Origin of the sequence: Streptomyces sp. NPDC002884 (genome assembly GCF_040295245.1) — a bacterium.
Classification (GTDB): domain Bacteria; phylum Actinomycetota; class Actinomycetes; order Streptomycetales; family Streptomycetaceae; genus Streptomyces.
In genome coordinates this window covers 435,641-450,056 of record NZ_JBEOVB010000002.1, presented here as the reverse complement: position 1 = coordinate 450,056, position 14,416 = coordinate 435,641, and the positions used below count along the sequence as shown (strand labels likewise).

Annotated in this window: 12 protein-coding genes; 7 read left to right on the top strand and 5 right to left on the bottom strand. The window is 71.8% G+C overall.

The genetic code is table 11. The features are described 5' to 3' along the window. Nucleotides 1–148: 148 nt before the first annotated feature. Nucleotides 149–832: a TetR/AcrR family transcriptional regulator gene (locus ABT070_RS06325; RefSeq protein ID WP_351755446.1), complete on the top strand. Its 684-nt coding sequence runs from the start codon at nt 149–151 to the stop codon at nt 830–832. Here the strand turns inward: ABT070_RS06325 and ABT070_RS06320 are convergent. Further along, nucleotides 820–2,322, bottom strand: a complete 1,503-nt coding sequence (locus ABT070_RS06320) for an LVIVD repeat-containing protein (protein ID WP_351755443.1) — start codon at nt 2,320–2,322, stop codon at nt 820–822. The genes ABT070_RS06325 and ABT070_RS06320 overlap by 13 nt on opposite strands. A gap of 191 nt (nt 2,323–2,513) precedes the next feature. Between ABT070_RS06320 and ABT070_RS06315 the strand changes: the two genes are divergently transcribed. After that, nucleotides 2,514–3,152 carry a DUF305 domain-containing protein gene (locus tag ABT070_RS06315; RefSeq protein WP_351755441.1) on the top strand — a complete coding sequence of 213 codons (639 nt, stop codon included), beginning with the start codon at nt 2,514–2,516 and terminating at the stop codon, nt 3,150–3,152. Between the two features lie 40 nt (nt 3,153–3,192). Here ABT070_RS06315 and ABT070_RS06310 read toward each other — a convergent pair whose 3' ends face one another. Then, nucleotides 3,193–3,828, bottom strand: coding sequence for a DUF6214 family protein (locus ABT070_RS06310; protein WP_451099843.1), 636 nt, complete (start codon nt 3,826–3,828; stop codon nt 3,193–3,195). Between the two features lie 259 nt (nt 3,829–4,087). On the opposite strand from ABT070_RS06310, the gene ABT070_RS06305 reads away from it, so the two are divergent. Together ABT070_RS06305 and ABT070_RS06300 are read left to right on the top strand one after the other, a co-directional pair. Continuing rightward, a complete protein-coding gene (locus ABT070_RS06305; RefSeq protein ID WP_451099841.1) occupies nt 4,088–5,464 on the top strand; it encodes an FAD-dependent oxidoreductase in 1,377 nt (458 codons plus the stop codon). Nucleotides 5,465–5,608: 144 nt separating this feature from the next. Beyond that, nucleotides 5,609–7,006 carry a nucleobase:cation symporter-2 family protein gene (locus tag ABT070_RS06300; protein WP_351755436.1) on the top strand — a complete coding sequence of 466 codons (1,398 nt, stop codon included), beginning with the start codon at nt 5,609–5,611 and terminating at the stop codon, nt 7,004–7,006. A gap of 42 nt (nt 7,007–7,048) precedes the next feature. Here ABT070_RS06300 and ABT070_RS06295 read toward each other — a convergent pair whose 3' ends face one another. Continuing rightward, the gene (locus ABT070_RS06295) at nt 7,049–8,350 is read right to left on the bottom strand and encodes an extracellular catalytic domain type 1 short-chain-length polyhydroxyalkanoate depolymerase (RefSeq protein ID WP_351755434.1); all 1,302 of its coding nucleotides are present in this window, start codon (nt 8,348–8,350) and stop codon (nt 7,049–7,051) included. 591 nt (nt 8,351–8,941) lie between these two features. Between ABT070_RS06295 and ABT070_RS06290 the strand changes: the two genes are divergently transcribed. After that, on the top strand, nt 8,942–9,745 hold the full coding sequence (locus ABT070_RS06290; protein ID WP_351755432.1) for a pectate lyase: 804 nt from the start codon (nt 8,942–8,944) through the stop codon (nt 9,743–9,745). Nucleotides 9,746–9,834: 89 nt separating this feature from the next. Here ABT070_RS06290 and ABT070_RS06285 read toward each other — a convergent pair whose 3' ends face one another. After that, on the bottom strand, nt 9,835–10,587 hold the full coding sequence (locus ABT070_RS06285) for a PaaX family transcriptional regulator C-terminal domain-containing protein (RefSeq protein ID WP_351755429.1): 753 nt from the start codon (nt 10,585–10,587) through the stop codon (nt 9,835–9,837). Nucleotides 10,588–10,658: 71 nt separating this feature from the next. On the opposite strand from ABT070_RS06285, the gene ABT070_RS06280 reads away from it, so the two are divergent. Further along, entirely contained in the window at nt 10,659–12,356 is a 1,698-nt protein-coding gene (locus ABT070_RS06280; RefSeq protein ID WP_351755426.1) for an acyl-CoA dehydrogenase family protein, read from the top strand. Between the two features lie 101 nt (nt 12,357–12,457). Here ABT070_RS06280 and ABT070_RS06275 read toward each other — a convergent pair whose 3' ends face one another. Then, entirely contained in the window at nt 12,458–13,039 is a 582-nt protein-coding gene (locus ABT070_RS06275; protein ID WP_351755423.1) for an Rv1733c family protein, read from the bottom strand. Between the two features lie 213 nt (nt 13,040–13,252). Between ABT070_RS06275 and ABT070_RS06270 the strand changes: the two genes are divergently transcribed. Beyond that, complete coding sequence (locus ABT070_RS06270; protein WP_351755421.1) at nt 13,253–14,404, top strand: WD40/YVTN/BNR-like repeat-containing protein; 1,152 nt, start codon at nt 13,253–13,255, stop codon at nt 14,402–14,404. Nucleotides 14,405–14,416 lie beyond the last annotated feature (12 nt).

Below are 14,416 nucleotides of genomic sequence, written 5' to 3'. Positions count from 1 at the left end.
GCCACCATTACGGGAAAAGCACGCCCACTCTGGACGATCCCCCGCGTCGCCCAGAGCAGGCGGCAGCCCGGTGTGCTCCGATCCGGAACCTCACCGGGTTGTCCCTGAGTATAGTTGGCTGGCAGCCAGTCAACGCAGGAGTTCCAGGATGTCCCCGCGCAGCGCCTCGGTCAATGAAGAATTGCGGCGCCGTTCCCGGGAGCGGCTCCTTCAAGCCGCGGTGGAGCTGGTGAGCGAGCGCGGGTACGAGGCGACGACGCTCGGCGACATCGCGGACCGGGCCGGCTCGGCGCGCGGTCTGGTGTCCTACTACTTCCCCGGCAAGCGTCAGCTCGTCCAGTCGGCCGTGCACCGGCTGATGCACCGCACGCTGGAGGAGGCGCTGGAGCGGGAGCCGCGCACCGAGGACGGCCGGGAGCGGATGGCGCGGGCCATCGACGCGATCCTGGGCCTGGCCCGGGACCGTACGGTGCTCATGCGCCAGCACATGGCGGGCCTTCTGCAGGCCGAGGGGTTCGTGCAGTGCCCGGAGCAACAGCGGCTGGCCGAACTGCTGCGGGACACCGCGGCCCGGCGCGGGTCGCAGGACGTCGACCACGACTACCCGATGCTGCGCTCCCAGCTGATGGGAGCCGTCTACGCGATGGTGCTGCCGAACGTGCCCCTGCCGCTCACGACGTTGCGCGCCGAACTGTTCGCGCGCTACCGGCTCGACTGGGAGCAGGGGGTCCCGCCGGACGCCGAGGCGCCCGGCGGGAGGACCGACACGGATCTGTCGCGCTTCTTCGCGACCGACCCGCCGGCACCGCGGAACGAGGATCAGTCGAAGTAGTCCGGCTGGGTCTGGACGTTGAGCTCGGGGACACGGACCCGCTTGGCCGGGTCGGTGCGCCGGTCGCTGAGCTTCAGCACGTCGAAGCCCTTGGCGATGTCGTTCGAGTAGATGTAGCCGTTGTAGTAGTACGCCGACCAGGAGCCGCCGCCCCTCAGCACCTGGGTGTCGAGCGGACCGCGTTCGAAGTAGGCGATCTCCTTCGGCTTCGACGAGTCGGTGAAGTCCCAGACCGAGACACCGCCCTGGTACCAGGCCTGCACCATGATGTCCCTGCCCTTGACCGGGATCAACGAGCCGTTGTGGGCCACGCAGTTCTCGGTGTCCGCCTGGTGGCGGGGGATCTTGTAGTAGCTGCGGAAGACCAGCTTGCGCTTGTCACCCTTGCCGACGATGTCGTAGATGCCGTCGGCGCCCTTGTCCGGCCCGATCGCCGCGTTGCACGTGGCCGCGCCGCCGCCGCCGAGCTCGTCGGTGAACACGACCTTGTTCGCCTTCTGGTTGAAGGTCGCCGAGTGCCAGAACGCGAAGTTCACGTTGTCCTGGACCTGGTCGATGACCTTCGGGTGCTCCGGGTCCTTGATGGAGAACAGGATGCCGTCGCCCATGCAGGCGCCGGCCGCCAGGTCCTTGGAGGGCAGGACCGTGATGTCGTGGCAGCCTGTCGTCTTGGAGACCCCGGGGTTGGTGGGTGAGCCCGGGTTGCCGCCGCCGTCCGGGCCCTCGCCCGGGAACAGCACGGGGAAGCTCACGATCGCGGCCTTCTCCGGCGACTTGCGCGGCACCTTGATGACCGAGATGCCGTCGTGCGGGGGCTGGCAGTCCGGGTAGGCGGCGTTCGGCGAGTACGAGGAGACGTAGACGTAGACGTTCTTGCGCTCGGGCACCAGGGTGTGGGTGTGCGAGCCGCAGGCGGTCTCGACGGCCGCGACGTACTTCGGGTTCGCCTTGTCGCTGATGTCGAAGACCTTCATGCCCTCCCAGGAGGACTTCTCGGTCACCGGCTGCGTGGTGCTGTTGCAACTGCTGTCGCTGCGCGAGGAGTCGGTGGACAGGAAGAGCAGGTCGCCCGAGACGGAGATGTCGTTCTGCGAGCCGGGGCAGAGCACCTGGGCGACGGTCCTGGGGGACTTCGGGTTGCTGATGTCGAAGACGCGGAAGCCGTCGTAGTTGCCGGAGAAGGCGTACTTGCCCTGGAAGGCCAGGTCCGAGTTGGTGCCGGGCAGGGCGTCCTTGGGGATGTTCGTCAGATGCTCGATGTTGGCGGAGTGGACGATCTCGTCCTGTCCCGGTATCTCGCCGTCGGCGATCGCCGCCGCCGCCTCGGCCCGGGCGCCCTGGGACACCTCCTGCTGCACGGCGGGTCCGTCCCCCGGGTCGGGGGTCGCGGCCGCCGGGACCGCGGTCAGGAGCGCGGCCAGGAGTCCGGTACACGCGGCGGCCACTCCCAGCCGTCTGCGTCGCGTTCGAAGGTCGTTCAACAGGGTCACTGCGTCCTCCCTTGTCGCCGTTCACGTGGAACGGTTCGCGGTGCTCCGAAGTATCGTCTTCATCATGCACATATCAAGGGCTGGCAACGCACTCGTAATGAATCTCTCGGCCCCTCGGTGCGATCCATGGTGCGAAGATCCAGACGAGGACGGCATCCCCGCCCTCAACTCACCTGCTTCAGGAGGTCGTTGTGCTCGTCCGCCGCGCGCCCCTCGTCTCAGCCTCGCTGCTGCTCGCCCTCGCCCTCGCGGGCTGCGACTCCGGGCCGGACACCAAGTCGGGTGCCGCGAGCGGCCCTTCGGTGATCGCGCCGGGCAAACCGGGTGATTCGAACCGGACCCTCTCCGCCCAGGACGCGGCCGAGCAACGCGCCGACGACGACACGCCCAACTCCGCCGACGTGGCGTACGCGCGGATGATGATCCAGCACCACACCCAGGCCCTGGAGATGACCGGACTCGTCCCGAAACAGGCCGGGTCGACAGCCGTCAAGGGCCTCGCGTCGCGGATCGGCGCCGCACAGGGGCCGGAGATCGAGGCGATGAAGGGCTGGCTCACGACATACGGGGAGGACGAGACGGCCGGCGGGCACGAGCACACGGCGATGCCCGGGATGGCCACCGAGGCTCAGCTGACCGAGCTGCGCGCGGCCCGCGGCAAGGCGTTCGACGCGTTGTTCCTCACCCTGATGATCACCCACCACGAGGGCGCCCTCACCATGGCCGCGGACGTCAAGGCACAGGGCAACAACGTACGGATCGAGGAGATGGCGGACGACGTGATCGCGCAGCAGACGAGTGAGATCGCCCGGATGCGCGGGATGCAGTAACGCCCCTCGGCCGGTCCACGCACCCCGGCAACGAGCCCTGTCAGCGCCGTGCGTGACGTGGCGTCAGGTATTCCGCGTCACGCGCCTGCGCGATCAGCCTCAGCGATCTGCGGCGGCTGCGCCCCGTCGCGCGCATGACCGCGAGGACGGGGTCCTCCCCCTCCCCCTGGGCCGCGCGGTACTCCTGTGCCACCAGCCACCGCCCCTCGAGGCCACGCGGCCAGGCGGGACGGGCCCGCCGGGGACCGAGCGGCTCGTCGCCGTCCCCGCCGACGGCCGGCTCCCGCAGACCCTCCGCGCCGCACCCGCCGTCCACGGCACCGTCGCCGTCCGCGACTCCCACGCTGTCCACGTCGTCCGCGACACCCACGCCGTCCGCGTCGTCCACGCCCTCCGCGCCGACCGCACCCTCCGCACCCTCCGCGCCCTCCGCGCCGACCGCGCCCTCCGTATCGTCCGGACCCTCCGTGCCGTCCGCGACGTTCACGCTCGTCGTGTCGAGGCCGCCGTGTTCGGCACACCTCTCGAACAGCGGCCCCTCGATCCAGTCCGCGAGCACCGTGAGGTCCGCGAGCGACAGGGGCGGCTGGGCGCGGACGTCCTCGACCGAGACACGCCCCCCGCAGGCGACGGCCAGCAGCTCGACCCACGCACCGTCGACGAACCCCAGCCGCACATGAAGCCAGGAAGTGGCGCCCCCGGCTTCCCGGACCTCCCACGCGGGCCACACGGACACCGTGCCGTCCTCGGCGGAACGATCAGAAAGATTAAGAAACGATGGTTCCAGCACACACACAACGTAACCGCATGATCACTTTCCATACGAACGGACACGCGCGCATCCAGCGCGCACAGCACCCTGTCAGCGGAGCCGCCCTGATGCGATGCTGGAGACACCAGCGATCTCCTCCGTCCCCCTGGGTAAGGAGTTCCGCGTGCTGCGTGTCGCCGTCGTCGGCTCAGGGCCGAGTGGGGTCTACACCGCCCAGAGCCTGGTCCAGCAGGACCCCGAGGTGCTCGTCGACGTCCTGGACCGGCTGCCCTGCCCGTACGGGCTGGTGCGGTACGGCGTCGCCCCCGACCACGAGAAGATCAAGTCGCTCCAGAACACCTTGCGCACGGTGCTCGAGCACGAGCGGGTGCGCTTCCTCGGCGGGATCCGGGTCGGGACGGGCGGGGTGCCGGCGGCCCGGCTGCGCGAGCTGTACCACGCGGTCGTGTACTGCGTGGGCGCCGCGACCGACCGGCATCTCGGGATACCCGGCGAGGAGCTGCCGGGCAGCTGGTCGGCGACGGAGTTCGTGTCCTGGTACAGCGCCCATCCGGACACCGTCACCGACGGGTTCCTGCATGACGCCCGCTCGGCCGTCGTGGTGGGCGTGGGGAACGTGGCGGTGGACGTCACCCGGATCCTGGCCCGGCGGGCGGCCGAGCTCAGCCCGACCGACATCCCCCAGGCGGCGCTGACCGCGCTGGCGGCGAGCGAGGTCGGCGAGATCCACATGGTGGGGCGGCGCGGCCCGTCCCAGGCCCGCTTCACCACCAAGGAGCTGCGCGAGCTGGCCGGCCTGCCGGACACCGAGGTGGTCGTGGACGAGGCCGAGCTGGCGCTGGACCCGGCGTACGGCGACCCCTCCGCGCTGCCGGCGGCGCAGCGGCGCAACGTGGAGGTGCTGCGCGTCTGGGCGGCGACCGCACCGGCCCGTGGCGTCCGACGGCGGATCCGGCTCCGGTTCTTCCTGCGGCCCGTCGAACTGCTCGCCGACCAGGGCCGGTTGGGCGCGGTGCGTTTCGAGCGGACCGCGCCCGACGGGCACGGCGGGGTGACGGGCACCGGGCGGTACGAGGACATCCGGGCGCAGTTGGTGCTGCGGTCGGTGGGCTATCGCGGGGTGCCGCTGGAGGGGCTGCCGTTCGATCCGGAGCGGGGCACGGTGCCGCATCTCGCGGGGCGGGTCCTGCGCGAGGGCGCGGTGGCACCGGGCGAGTACGTGGCGGGCTGGATCAAGCGGGGCCCCACCGGGGTCATCGGCACGAATCGGCCGTGCGCGAAGGAGACGGCGACGTCCCTGCTGGAGGACGGCCCCGCCCTCGCCCGGCGGGAGCTGCCGGGTGAACCGCTCCGGCTGCTGCGGGAGGCCGGGGCCGAACCCGTCGAGTGGGCGGGGTGGCTGGCGATCGAGCGGGCCGAGGCGGCGCTGGGCGCCTCACTCGGGCGGGGTGCGGTGAAGCTGCCGGACTGGGCGGCGCTGTGGACGGCGGCTGGTCCCGCCGGAATCGGTGTACAGGACACACAGCAGCAACACCGGTGAAATCAACAAACTGTTCAATCCCCGTACGTTCTCGTGCTGTTCGGCCTGCCCGATCCGTTCGGCCTGCCCGATCCGTTCGGCCCGTTCGGCGCGTTCAGGCCGGTCGGACCGTTCGGATGCCCCCGCCGCCGCCCTGGAGTGCCCATGACCACGACCGTGCCCGTTCATCCCGTCGACGAGGTGCCACCCGCACGTCAGTTGGCCGCCTTCGGCCTCCAGCACGTGCTCGCGATGTACGCGGGCGCGGTGGCCGTGCCGCTGATCGTGGGCGGTGCGATGAAGCTGTCGCCCGCCGACCTGGCGTATCTGATCACCGCCGACCTGCTGGTGTGCGGTATCGCCACGCTGATCCAGTGTGTCGGCTTCTGGCGGTTCGGCGTACGGCTGCCGATCATGCAGGGCTGTACGTTCGCCGCGGTGTCGCCCATGGTGCTGATCGGGACCTCGGGCGGCGGACTGCCCGCGATCTACGGGGCGGTGATCGTGGCCGGGCTCGCGATCATGCTGCTGGCGCCCCTGTTCGGCAGGCTGCTGCGCTTCTTCCCGCCGCTGGTCACCGGCACCGTCATCCTGATCATCGGTGTCTCGCTGTTGCCGGTCGCGGGCAACTGGGTGGCGGGCGGCGCCGGTTCGGCGGATTTCGGGGCGCCGAAGAACATCGGGCTCGCCGCTTTCGTCCTCGCCGTGGTGCTCGCCGTGCAGCGGTTCGCACCGGCGTTCCTGAGCCGGATCGCGGTGCTGATCGGCATCGTGGTGGGGCTCGCGGTGTCGGTGCCGTTCGGGTTCACCGACTTCGACGGGGTCGGTGACGCCGACTGGGTCGGGATCAGTACGCCGTTCCACTTCGGTGCGCCCGCCTTCGAGGCGTCGGCGATCATCTCGATGCTGGTCGTCGCGCTGGTCACGATGACGGAGACGACCGGAGACCTCATCGCGGTAGGCGAGATGACGGGCCGCAGGGTCGAGCCGCGCAGTCTCTCCGACGGGCTGCGTGCCGACGGACTGTCGACCGTCCTCGGCGGCGTCTTCAACACCTTCCCCTACACCGCGTACGCGCAGAACGTCGGCCTGGTGGGCATGACCCGGGTACGCAGCCGCTGGGTCGTCGCCACCGCGGGCGGCGTCCTCGTGCTGCTGGGTCTGCTGCCCAAGCTGGGCGCGGTGGTGGCCGCCGTTCCGGCGCCGGTCCTCGGCGGGGCGGGCCTGGTGATGTTCGGGACGGTCGCCGCGAGCGGTCTGCGCACGCTGGCCGGGGTCGACTTCGAGGGGAACCACAACCTGACGGTGGTGGCCGTGTCGGTCGCGATGGGCGTGCTCCCGGTCGGTGTGCCGACGATCTACGAGCAGTTCCCCGACTGGTTCCGGACGGTGATGAACAGCGGTATCAGCGCGGGCTGTCTGACGGCGATCGTCCTGAACCTGCTCTTCAACCACCTGCCCTCGAAGACCGGTCCGGCACCGGAGCCGGTCGCCCTGCCGACCGGCGGCGGCGAGGAGCCCACCCGGGACGAGAAGGCGAAGTCCAGGGAGGAAGTCGTCTAGGCGGCCGTGGGCGGCCGGGCTCACCGGCCGCCCGCGGAGGCGTCAACCCACGGCGCAGGTGGCTCCGTTGAGCGTGAAGGCGCCGGGTGCCGCACTGTTGCCGGTGTGGTTCGCCTGGTAGCCGATGGTGACGCTCGCGTCGGGGGCGAGCGTGCCGTTGTACGTGGCGTTGGTCGCCGTCACCGCCCCGGAGGCCGGTGCGTAGGTGGCGCCCCAGCCGTTGGTGATGGTCTGGCCGGAGGGCAGGGCGAAGCCGAGCCGCCAGCCGTCGACCGTGGTGGTGCCGGTGTTGGTCAGGGTCACGGAGGCGGTCAGACCGGTGTTCCAGGCGTTGGTCGTCGCGGTCACCCGGCAGCCGCCGGGCTGGGGCTGCGGGGCGGGTCCCGCGGCGTCCAGGCCGAAGAAGGTGATCACGCGGGCGGCCATGCCCCAGGCGTACAGGTTGTGGCCGACGCCCTGGAGGCTGACGGCCTCCACGGGGGCCTGGTCACCTGTGCCGCCGTACCGGGTGCGGGTCCAGCCCGAGACGGGCGAGTCGGTGGCGGCCGGGGTCTGGCCCACACCCCGCACATCGGTCCACTGCTTGATCTCCTCACCGAAGTTGGGGTAGCGCAGCACATCGTCCTCGGTGCCGTGCCACAGCTGCATCCGCGGCCGGGGCCCGGTGTAGCCGGGGTAGGCCGCACGAACGAGGTCGCCCCACTCCTGCGCGGTGTGGATCACGGTGCCGCCGGAGCAGGCGCTGTTCCACTCGGATCCGTCGGTGGTCGCGAAGCAGCCGAAGGGAACCCCGGAGAAGGCGGATCCGGCGGCGAACACGTCGGGGTAGTCGCCGAGCAGGACGTTGGTCATCATCGCCCCGGAGGAGATTCCGGTGGCGTAGACGCGGCCGGTGTCGGCCGCATAGGCGGCGGTCACCCAGTCGATCATCGACTTGACGCCGACCGGGTCGCTGCCGCCGCCACGCCTGAGCGCCTGGGGCGAGGAGACGTCGAAGCACTTGCTGCTCCGGGTGACGGACGGGTAGACCACCACGAACCCGTACCGGTCGGCGAGTTGGGCGTACTCGGTGCCGGAGTGCATCGCGGGCCCGGAGCCGCCGCACCAGTGCACCGCGACGAGCACCGGCGGGTGAGCGGTGACGGTGGCCGGCGCGTAGACGTACATCTGGAGACTGCTGGGGTTGGCGCCGAATCCGGTGACCTCGGTGAGCGTGGCCGGGGGGACCGGCGCGGCGGCCCGGGGGCGGGCGGTGGCCGTGGGGGCGGTCAGAAGAGCGGCGGCGAGCAGGAGCAGCAGTACCCCGCAGAGCGGACGCAGGGCTCTCCCAAGGGAGTTCGACACGTGCTTGTCCCTTTCTGGTAGCGGCTCGGGGGACGTCGTACGTGGGGTGCGCGAGAGGGATGCGGCGGCTCGGCAGGCGGCGCCGGCCCGCGTCGGTCGGACCCGGACGCACGTCCCTCTCCGACAGTCACGAGGGGGACGTCCGCACCGCATGGTGGCATGCGCGCGCTGCCCATGGAAGCGCTCCCACGCCAACTTCCCGCAAGCCCTTACTGGTTGACCGAGGCCTGTCCGGGTGGCCGAATGTGTTCTGCGCAAAGCGTTGACCAGAAAGCGCTTACCCTCTACGTTCCGTTCAGCAGTGTGACCGAGCCGCTCGCACCGACCCCACAAAGGGCCGCACTGCCCCCGCAGGGCGTTCAACATGACGGACAAAATTCACGTACCTGACCCATCCCCCTCGCCCGAAGGGACGCACCCACATGCGCGCAGGGCCCCCGCGTACACAGGCGCAAAGATCCGCCCCCGTCGCGACGGCCGCCGCTCGCGCCACGGCGGCGATCCTCGCCCCGCCCCGGTCGGCCGGTGCCGGAACGCTCTGACCGCCCGCCGTGCTCTCCCCATCCCCCACCAGGAAGAAGGCATCGGGACATGACTTCACCAGCACTGCCGCGCCGACGGCGCACCCTGACCGGCGCACTCGCCGCTCTCGCCCTCTCGGTTGGCATGATCATGACTACCGGGGCGATGACCCCGGCGAACGCGGCCACCTGGCCCAGCGCGACCGGCAGCCAGGCCGTCTCCTCGACCATCGCGGTGTCCGGCACCAAGGACTACGGGATGATCCGCCTCTACGGCACCGGTGACCTGGGCAGCGGCAGCCAGGACGAGGACCAGGGGCCGATCCTGGAACTGGCCGCCGGCGCGGTGCTCAAGAACGTCATCATCGGCGCCCCCGCCGCCGACGGCATCCACTGCAAGGGCGCCTGCACCCTGCAGAACGTCTGGTGGGAGGACGTCGGCGAGGACGCGGCGACCTTCCGCGGCTCCTCGTCGTCCAACGTGTACACCGTCTCGGGCGGTGGCGCGCGGTCGGCCAGCGACAAGGTGTTCCAGTTCAACGGCGCCGGCACGCTGAACGTCTCCAACTTCGCGGTGCAGACCTTCGGCACCTTCATCCGCTCCTGCGGCAACTGCTCGACGCAGTACAAGCGGACGATCAACCTCAACACCATCGAGGCGACCTACTCGGGCAGCAAGCTCGTCGGCATCAACACCAACTACGGCGACAGCGCGACCCTGAAGAAGATCACCATCGTCGGGGACAGCAGCAAGAAGATCATCCCGTGCCAGAAGTACATCGGCAACAACACGGGGGCGGAGCCGACCACCAACGGCACCAGCGCGGACGGGACCTACTGCAAGTACGCCTCGTCCGACATCACGTACAAGTAGCCCCCACCCGGTAGCCCCACCGATCCCCCCACGGCAGGAAGGCGGCCGTACGAAGCGCCCCCGCACGGCGCTTCGCACGGCCGCCGTTCCTATGCGCCGGCTCCTGGCACCATGGCGACGAGCTCCCGTTGACCGTGACCGTAGGCGGTGCGCAGGGCCGGTCCCGGCCAGTCGGCGGGGAGGAGCCGGGCCGGCAGCACCGGGTCGGCTACGAGATGCCGTACGACGGCGGCGAGGGCCGTGAAACGGTCGGCGGGCCGCCGGGTCCGCTCGACGTGGGCCAGCAGGACCCGGGCCGTCCGCGCCCACGCGTCGAGGGGCCACAGCCCGGCGACCAGGTCGGGGGCGGGCGAGCCGGGGCGGGCGGTGAAGTGCTGGAGCACGTCGCCGAGATCCACGGGCCAGGGCCGGCCCAGGTTGGCCGGCCGCAGCCAGACCCCCTCGCGGAGCTCGGCGAGCCGGAGGGCGCTCAACCGGCCGCGCAGTTCGGCGCGCTCGGCGGGACCGCGACCGGTCGCGGTGATGACGGCCATCTCCCACTCGCCGTCCCACGCGCGCGTGTCCGGATGTACGGCGTCGTCCTGGCGGCGCTGGCGCTCCAGCAGCCGGTCACTGAGCCGGTAGACGCCGTCCGTCCGCCGCAGGTCGCCCGCCGCCACCATCCGGCTGAGCGCGGCCCGCACCGTCGATCCGCCGACGCCGAACGGCTCCACCCCGCGCACCAGGTCCTTCGCCGCCATCTCGGGCGGATGCGTGCCCAGCAGCAGACTCAGGACCACCGACCGCGCGGACAACGGCGGCAGGTCGACCTCGCCGGGCTCCGCCGGCACGTTCCTCCGCATGAGGCCGTACTTTACGTGCGCCCCGATGTTGCACTATTGCTACAGTCGTATGAAAAGTGCAACATGGTCGCATGGCCAAGACACTCACCCAGCCGCAGCCGCAGGCCCCGGCCGTACCGCCCGTCTCGTCGTACGCCACGCACGACGTCACCAATCAGCCGCCGCCCCTGGCCCCCTACGACGCCTCCGACGACGCGGCCCTGCTGGAGGGGCTGCGGCGGGAGGGCGCCGGCTGGGCGGAACCGGACGTCCGCCGGATCGGTCTGCTGGCGGGCGGTGTCGAGGCACAGGAGTGGGGCGACCTGGCCAACCGGCACGAGCCCGTACTGCGTACGCACGACCGGTACGGGCACCGTGTCGACGAGGTCGACTTCCACCCCGGCTGGCACGAGCTGATGCGGGTCGCGGTCGCGGAGGGGCTGGCCGGCGCGCCCTGGGCCGACGACCGGCCGGGCGCCCATGTGGCGCGCACGGCGGGCGGTCTCGCCTGGGGACACACCGATGCCGGGCACGGCTGCCCCACGTCGATGACCTATGCCGCCGTCCCCGCGCTGCGTCGCCAGCCGGAGCTCGCCGCCGTCTACGAGCCGCTGCTGACCGGCCGGGAGTACGACCCGGGGCTGCGGGTGCCGACACAGAAGCGCGGGCTGCTCGCGGGCATGGGGATGACCGAGAAGCAGGGCGGCTCCGACGTCCGGACCAACACGACGACGGCCCTGCCGACGGCGGAGCCCGGCGTCTACACCCTGCGCGGGCACAAGTGGTTCACGTCGGCGCCGATGTGCGACGTCTTCCTGGTGCTGGCGCAGGCGCCGGACGGGCTCTCGTGCTTCCTCGTCCCGCGCGTGCTGCCCGACGGCACCCGCAACACGTTCCGCGTCCAGCGGCTCAAGGACAAGCTGGGCAACCGCTCCAACGCCTCCTCCGAGCCCGAGTTCGACGGGACCGTGGCCTGGCTGGTCGGGCCCGAGGGGCAGGGCGTGAAGACCATCATCGAGATGGTCAACTGCACCCGTCTGGACTGCGTGATGATGTCGGCGACGCTGATGCGCAAGACGCTCGTCGAGGCGGGACACCATGTGCGGCACCGCAGCGCTTTCGGGGCGCGGCTGCTGGACCAGCCGCTGATGCGCAATGTGCTGGCCGACCTGGCGCTGGAGTCGGAGGCCGCCACCACACTCACCCTGCGGCTGGCCGGGGCGGCGGACCGGGCGGTGCGCGGGGACGACGGCCAGGGGGCCGAGCAGGCCTTCCGGCGGATCGCCACCGCCGTCGGCAAGTACTGGGTGACCAAACGCGGGCCGGCCTTCACCGCGGAGGCCCTGGAGTGCCTCGGCGGCAACGGCTACGTGGAGGACTCCGGAATGCCCCGCCACTACCGCGAGGCGCCCCTGCTGTCCATCTGGGAAGGGTCGGGAAACGTCAACGCCCTCGACGTGCTGCGGGCGTTGACCCGCGAACCGGAGACGGCGGACGCCCTGTTCGGTGAACTCGCCCTGGCGCGAGGGGCGGACGCCCGTCTCGACGCCGCCGTGTCGCGGCTGCGGACCCGGCTGGGCCAGGCGACACCGGCCGGCGCCCGCCGGCTGGTGGAGCAGATGGCTCTCACCCTCCAGGCCTCGCTCCTGGTCCGGCACGCCCCGCCCGCCGTCGCCGACGCGTTCTGCGCGACCCGGCTGGGCGGCGACTGGGGGTACGCCTTCGGCACGCTCCCGGACGGCGCCGATCTCGACGGGATCCTGGAACGGAGCCTTCCCGACACCGACTGACTTCTCCCACGGGTGCGTTCGAGTGTGTCGCCGCCGCCCCTCGGCGGTCCGCGCCCCGCCCCCGCCTTCGGGTCTCCGGCCGGGCGGGGGCGCGGGGCGGATCAGCCCGTGGGGCGGCCCCAGAGCGCGTCGAAGCGGGCCCAGTCGAGGTCCCACTGCTCCACGCGCCGGCGTTCCAGCCGGCCCCGCAGGACACGGCCGCCCGCGAAGGGGAGGGTGGCCGCGCCGAGTCCCGCCAGACCGCCGACGAGGGAGGCGCGCAGTCTGGCCTGGGCCACGGTGGCCGGTTTCGTCACCAGGCGGCCCTGCCGGTCCGTCCAGACCGTGACGGGGGTGCCCGCGGCGCTGCCGGGGCCGACCCGGACCTGGCCGTTGTGCGCGGAGCCGTCCGGTCCGGTCCAGCCGACCTTCGCCCACACCTGGTCACCGGCGGTGGAACCGTTCACGGCGGCCTTGCCCGGGGCGTGCTCGGTCAGCCGCCCCAGGAGGGGCCGCCACTCCACACGTTCGCGCGCGAGACCGTGTTCGACGGACCCCGCGGTCGCCCACCCCGCCAGCAACCCGGCGAGGACGGTCAGCGCCCACACGCCGAGCACGACCCAGGCCTCCACCGTGTCGGCGCGACGCTTGAGCGGGTTGCGCCGCCAGCGCCACAGCCACACCTTCGGACCACGGAACGCCATCGAAGGCTTCCTCCTCATGAGCGCATGAACATCCCGGCCGCCCTCCCATACGGGGCAGGCGGCCCCGATGCTCAGGCCGAATCCGCCGTCCCGACGGTCCCACGGGCCCGGCGCCCTTGCAGGCGTCCCGCCGAAAGTGGCCGATGTCTTGCCCTCCGGACCCGCCATCGCCGCTGTGACCTGCGGCAACGGCATGTGCAGAGGTGACTGTCAGTGGCGGGGTGCAGACTGGCCGGTGTCTGGGACAAGGACGTCAAAGACACCGCGGAGGTGATCGGCATGACCGAGGCACTGCTCGCCGTGGGCACGCGCAAAGGCCTGTTCATCGGGCGTCGGCGCGGGGGCGCATGGGAGTTCGACGAATCCCCCTACTTCAACGCACAGGCGATCTACTCGGTCGCCATCGACACCCGCGGCGACCGGCCGCGGCTGCTGGCCGGCGGCGACAGCGCGCACTGGGGCCCGTCGGTGTTCCACTCCGACGACCTCGGCCGGACCTGGACCGAACCGGCGGCACCGGCCGTCAAGTTCCCGCAGGACACGGATGCCTCGCTGGAGCGGGTGTGGCAGCTGCACCCGGCGGCCGCCGAGCCGGGCGTGGTGTACGCGGGCACGGAACCGGCCGCGCTGTACCGCTCGCGGGACCGTGGCGAGAGCTTCGAGCTGGTCCGGCCGCTGTGGGAGCACCCCACCCGCTCGAAGTGGGTGCCGGGCGGTGGCGGCGAGGGCCTGCACACGGTCCTCACCGACAGCCGCGACCCGCGGTCGGTGACCGTGGCCGTGTCGACGGCCGGGGTGTTCCGCACGAGCGACGGCGGCGCGAGCTGGGCGCCCGCCAACTCCGGTGTCGCCGCGGTGTTCCTGCCGGACCCGAACCCGGAGTTCGGCCAGTGCGTGCACAAGGTCGCGAGGGACGCGGCGAACCCGGACCGCCTCTACCTCCAGAACCACTGGGGGGTCTACCGGAGCGACGACAAGGGCGGGCAGTGGACGGACATCGGCGCCGGCCTGCCCTCCACCTTCGGCTTCGCCGTCGCCGCGCACCCGGCCCGCGGGGACACGGCGTACGTGTTCCCGATCAACGCGGACGCGGACCGGGTGCCCGCCGACCGCCGGTGCCGGGTCTTCCGCACCTCGGACGCGGGGCGGAGCTGGGAGCCGCTCACGGCGGGCCTGCCGCAGGAGGACCACTACGGCACGGTGCTGCGCGACGCGCTCTGCACGGACGACGGGGACCCGGCGGGCGTGTACTTCGGCAACCGCAACGGCGAGGTGTTCGCCTCGGCCGACGACGGCGACAGCTGGCGGCAGTTGGCCTCGCACCTGCCGGACGTCCTGTGCGTACGGGCCGCGGTGGTGGGATGAGCGCGCCCGTGC